Source organism: Methylomonas sp. BG-2 (assembly GCF_057766305.1).
Genome location: NZ_JBYMAP010000266.1, coordinates 1 through 5,251 on the forward strand (window position 1 = coordinate 1; position 5,251 = coordinate 5,251).

Below are 5,251 nucleotides of genomic sequence, written 5' to 3' on the forward strand. Positions count from 1 at the left end.
ACGGTCTACGCGGTTGAGGCCAACTATTTGCGGGCGACGTATTCGAAGCTGTCAATCAACGGCAAACCGGCATTGAGGCGCTTTTCCTGCTCGACCGCCCCTTGCTTGGCGGCTTTGTCGGCTTTTCGGGATTCGCTGGGATCGATACCGTTAGCCACTTAGACGCGGGCGTCATCGGCTCGGCACCTTGCATCGGCCAAACCGGTTGCAGGATAAACGCCAAGAGATATGGTTTTTCGCCGGCCGTCGATGGAATAATCCAAGCCGCCACCACTTCGCACCGTTTGTCTTAACCAGCAAATACAGCCCGGAACCGTCGTTTAGGCGAAGATCCTTTTCAACTGGCTTGGCATTGCGAACAGCAATATCTTTAAGCAGTTGTTTTTGCCATCAAAAACCCCGCTTTTTGCAGTAACTCGGCAGCTCAAATGCAGTAACTTTTGTCACTGTTTTTCGAGTTACTGTAAAAGTTACTGCAAAAAATACAAGCTGTTACTGCATTTTGCTGGCTTTCATTGGACAATAAAAAACCCGCTAAGCCAGGCAGCTTGCGGGTTTTTGTACTTCGTTGCACTTGCGTGCATTAATCTGTGGTACCGAGGGTCGGAATCGAACCGACACTCCCGAAGGAACCGGATTTTGAATCCGGCGCGTCTACCAGTTTCACCACCCCGGCACAGAAGCGACCATTATACAGCGAATCATCGCCGATGCAACAAGTTTATTTAAGCTTCCAACATCACCGCCGCTTTGAGTTTTTTCATCGCGTTTTGTTCGAGCTGACGTATCCGCTCGGCGGAAACCTGGTAGCGCTCGGCCAGTTCGTGCAAGGTGGCTTTTTGTTCCACCAGCCAGCGGCTCGCGAGAATATCGCGGCTACGCTCGTCCAGGCCCGCCATCGCATCCAGCAACAGCTCTTCCTTACGGTGTTCCCAATCGCTGTTCTCCAGCAATAACGCCGGGTCGGCGCCCTGTTGCTCCAAATAGGCAATCGGCGCCGGGGAGCTGTCGGTGTCGTCGTCGCTGGGCTCAAGTCCCACGTCCCTGCCATCCAGACGGCGTTCCATCTCGTAAACCGTTTTAACGTCGACATCCAGATTTTCGGCGATCGCCTCGGCGTCGTCGCGGCTTAGGTAGCTCAGGTCTTTTTTGAGCTTGCGCAAGTTAAAAAACAATTTGCGTTGCGCTTTCGTGGTAGCCACCTTAACGATGCGCCAGTTTTTAATCACGTATTCGTGAATTTCCGCTTTGATCCAGTGCACCGCAAACGATACCAGACGCACGCCCAAATCCGGATCAAAACGTTTAACCGCTTTCATCAAGCCAATGTTGCCTTCCTGTACGATGTCCGCCATTGGCAAGCCGTAACCGGCGTAACCGCGCGCCACGTGGGCGACGAAACGCAAATTGGACATGACCAGCTCCTTGGCGGCTTCCAGATCGCCGAGATCGCGATAACGGACCGCCAACGCGTATTCGTGCTCGGCGCTCAATTTGGGCATCCGGGCAATCACGCTTAAATAATTATCGAATGTCCCGACCGATAAGTTGATCGGTAAAGCCAAAGAATTATTCATAACAGCCTAGACTCCGGTGATGGTTTATGTGTTGTCCGAATTCTAGCACTCGAATATCGAGAGTGCTAATAATTTGATAAAAATCTTTTGAGTCAAAACGTTAGCGGCGTTTTTCGCCGACATTCGCTGCTTTCTGACCGGTTCGGCCACTTTGCGAGTACCGTTTAAACTCGCTAAAATGGCGGGCAGTGCCCAACCCCGCGAAATTTGCGGCTTTATCCAATTTCCCGTTTCCTACTCCATGTCAGCGACCGATAGCCCTGTTTCTTCGAATTTCATCCGCCACATCATCGCCGAGGACTTAGCCGCCGGCAAAAATAACGGCAAAGTCGCCACCCGCTTTCCGCCGGAACCCAACGGCTATCTGCATATCGGCCACGCCAAATCGATCTGCCTGAACTTCACGTTGGCCGCCGAGAATAACGGCACCTGCAATCTGCGTTTCGACGATACCAATCCGGAAAAGGAAAGCATCGAATATATGGAATCGATCGAGCGCGACGTGGCTTGGCTGGGCTTCCAATGGGCCGGCAAGTACCACGCTTCCGATTATTTCGAAACCTTGTACGACTACGCCATCCAACTAATTAAACAAGGCCAAGCTTACGTGGACAGCTCGACGCCGGAGCAAATGCGCCAGGATCGCGGCACGCTGACCGAGCCGGGCAAACCTAGCCCGGACCGCAACCGCCCTATCGCGGAAAACCTGGATCTGTTCCAGCGCATGCGCGCCGGCGAATTCGCCGACGGCCAATATGTCTTGCGGGCCAAGATCGACATGGCCTCGCCTAACATTAATATGCGCGACCCGGCGATTTACCGAATTCGCCGCGCCCACCACCACCGCACCGGCGACGCCTGGTGCATTTATCCGATGTACGACTACACCCATTGTTTGTCGGATATGCTGGAAGGCATCACCCACTCGATCTGCACACTGGAATTCGAAGATCACCGCCCGCTGTACGACTGGGTGCTGGACGAGCTGAAAACGCCTTGCCATCCGCAGCAAATAGAATTCGCCCGACTGCAACTGGAATACACCATCGTCAGCAAGCGCAAACTGCTGCAACTGGTCACCGAAAAACACGTGTCCGGCTGGGACGACCCGCGCATGCCGACCATTTCCGGCCTGCGCCGCGCCGGCGTGCCGCCGGAAGCGATCCGCGACTTTTGCGAGCGCATCGGCGTCACCAAGAAAAACTCCTGGATCGAAATGAGCTTTTTGGAAACCTGCATCCGCGACAACCTCAACGAAAACGCCCTGCGGGCGATGGCGGTGTTGCGGCCGTTGCGCGTCGTCATCAGTAATTGGGAAGATGGCAAAATCGAGAGCTACCAAATCGCCAACCACCCGCAAAAACCGGAAATGGGCAGCCGCGAAGTTGCTTTCAGCAAAGTCATTTTGATCGAACAAGACGACTTCATGGAAAACCCACCGAAGGACTTCAAACGTCTGGTGCCGGGCGGCGAGGTGCGCTTGCGCGGTTCCTACGTGATCAAATGCGACGAAGTGATCAAAGACGAAGCCGGCAATGTCGTCGAACTGCGCTGTTCATACGATCCGGCCACGCTGGGCAAGAACCCGGAAGGCCGCAAGGTCAAGGGCGTGATCCACTGGGTGTCCGAGCAACACGCGCTGCCGGCGGAAATTCGCCTCTACGACCGCTTGTTCAGCCATCCCAACCCGGACACGCTGGACAACTTTTTGGACGGCATCAATCCCGATTCGCTGGAAGTGCTGACAGACGCCCGCATCGAAGCCAGCCTGGCCGATGCGTCAACCGATTTACGTTACCAGTTCGAGCGGACCGGCTATTTTTACCTGGACGGTAAGGACAGTCAGCCGAGGAAATTGGTGTTTAACCGGACGGTGACGTTGAGGGATAGTTGGGCGAAGTGATTGACGTAATATGTATTCGCATTAGGAAAGACTAAATTTCTCAACCTGCAGAAATCGCTATGTTTTTAATTTTTAAAACAGGATTAGGCAATTGGATGACGCAATGTTTTGCGTCATTTAGGATGGCTAATTTTAGTTAGGGAACCTCTGAAAAACAGCCATTTTGAGCGGCAGTCACTGTCAAAGTGAGTCAAAAGTTTCAATATTCGACCGTTTTATTATCAAAGCAGTGGCTTTCCTTCGCAAACCCACCCGTTTTCGGGTCTATTTTCAAATTTCGGACGCAATGAGGCTCCGACGTTCATAAGCGTCACCGCGCAACACGTTGGCAATCGCCGTCAGGAACGTCAAACGCGCCGCGTTTTTGACCAAGCCCCGATAGCGATTCTTGGCATAACCAAAACGAATTTTAATATCCCGAAACACGTGTTCGACCTTGGCGCGGCGGCTGGCGAGTTCGCGGGCAGCTTGGCGCAGTTGCTGGGCGTCTTCGCTATCGTCTTGGGTTAACCGGGTCAACTTGCCCGGCCGCATCGCGATCACGCAGACCGGTGGATTTTCGGTCGGCATCTCGGGGCGCTTGTCCAAGCCTTGATAGCCGGCATCGCCGTGTACAAATTGTTCTTCACCGTGCAGTAACGACGCGGCTTCGGCAATGTCGCTGACGTTGCCTGAGGTGACTTTCAAGGTATGCACCAAGCCGGTTTCGCTATCGACACCGATATGGAATTTGCTGCCGAAAAACCATTGGTTGCCTTTCTTGCTGGCATGCATGTCGGGATCACGTGCTTTGCCTTGGTTTTTGGTCGAGGTCGGCGCGGCAATCAGGCTGGCGTCAACAATGGTGCCGGCTCTTAAAAACAGCCCGCGCTCCTCCAGCGTTTGGTTGATAGCGGCGAAGATCTGTTCGGTTAAACCCTGCGCTTCCAGTAAATGCCGAAACTGCAAGATCGTGCTTTCGTCGGGCACCGCTTCCAGGCGAATACCGCAAAAACGCCGCAGGGACTCAATCTCGTACAGCGCGTCTTCCATACCCGGATCCGAGTAGTTGTAAACAAGTTGCGCGACGTGAACATGCAGCATGGTATCCAACGGAAACGGTTTTCGCCCCCGCCCGTTGCCTTGCGCATAATGCGGCCCAATCACTGCCAGCATGACCGCCCAAGGCAATAAGCCCTCGAGTTGATCGAGAAACTTTTCCCGCCGGGTGACTTTGCCTTTGTTGGCGTATTCAGCATCCGCAAAACTGAGTTGTTGGGGCTCGTTCATGGGCGTCGTCTCTACTCGATTTCGATGGCGCATTATACCGCTTGCCGTTTTGGGGAATTATTCAGAGGTTCCTTAGGCACAAATGATTACAGCTATCGTAGAAAATGGAGATGTAGAAATATATTCTTCTATTGAAGAAGCATTATCAGTTTGGTCAAAATATCCAACTGATATAGCGTCAGACGTTGTAATTTTCTATGACCAAGATGGTTCATGGTTGCGGCCAATAGAAGAGTATGAGCCTAGAAAATGGTACAGTTGGAACCGGAAAATAAAGATTTCTGGTTTCATACCTGTAACTTCCAGTGAATTGTACAAAAGCAAATCCCAAGATTCACTTGCGTATCTTCTCGCATTTGAGGCTAAGGAAATTAAGCCAAATCCTTATTTCAAGTCACTTGAAGATTTAAAGGTAAAATTTCCATACACTGCTAGTTAAAGGAAGAGGCACGAGCTGTGAAAATACTACAGGTCACAATTGTGAGGTCACAGCGGGTTGTGC

The 5,251-nt window shown here is 52.4% G+C and carries 5 protein-coding genes, 1 tRNA gene and 1 pseudogene; 2 read left to right on the forward strand and 5 right to left on the reverse strand.

Annotated features, from left to right (window positions below):
* Positions 1 to 23: 23 nt before the first annotated feature.
* From AC3B8H_RS18260 to rpoH, 4 genes and pseudogenes are all read right to left on the reverse strand, one after another.
* Entirely contained in the window at positions 24 to 158 is a 135-nt protein-coding gene (locus tag AC3B8H_RS18260) for a hypothetical protein (RefSeq protein ID WP_488442970.1), read from the reverse strand.
* Positions 159 to 378 (reverse strand): annotated as a pseudogene (locus tag AC3B8H_RS18265) (Arm DNA-binding domain-containing protein).
* Between the two features lie 213 nt (positions 379 to 591).
* Positions 592 to 676, reverse strand: a tRNA-Leu gene (locus AC3B8H_RS18270).
* A 49-nt stretch (positions 677 to 725) separates the two neighbouring features.
* A complete protein-coding gene (gene rpoH / locus AC3B8H_RS18275) occupies positions 726 to 1,577 on the reverse strand; it encodes an RNA polymerase sigma factor RpoH (RefSeq protein WP_488442971.1) in 852 nt (283 codons plus the stop codon).
* Between the two features lie 241 nt (positions 1,578 to 1,818).
* On the opposite strand from rpoH, the gene AC3B8H_RS18280 reads away from it, so the two are divergent.
* Positions 1,819 to 3,480 (forward strand): glutamine--tRNA ligase/YqeY domain fusion protein, encoded by a 1,662-nt coding sequence (locus AC3B8H_RS18280; RefSeq protein ID WP_488442972.1) that lies wholly within the window; start codon positions 1,819 to 1,821, stop codon positions 3,478 to 3,480.
* A gap of 270 nt (positions 3,481 to 3,750) precedes the next feature.
* On the opposite strand, the gene AC3B8H_RS18285 is transcribed toward AC3B8H_RS18280, so the two are convergent.
* Positions 3,751 to 4,749: an IS5 family transposase gene (locus AC3B8H_RS18285; RefSeq protein ID WP_488442973.1), complete on the reverse strand. Its 999-nt coding sequence runs from the start codon at positions 4,747 to 4,749 to the stop codon at positions 3,751 to 3,753.
* 82 nt (positions 4,750 to 4,831) lie between these two features.
* On the opposite strand from AC3B8H_RS18285, the gene AC3B8H_RS18290 reads away from it, so the two are divergent.
* Positions 4,832 to 5,188 (forward strand): hypothetical protein, encoded by a 357-nt coding sequence (locus tag AC3B8H_RS18290; protein ID WP_488442974.1) that lies wholly within the window; start codon positions 4,832 to 4,834, stop codon positions 5,186 to 5,188.
* Positions 5,189 to 5,251: the final 63 nt, after the last annotated feature.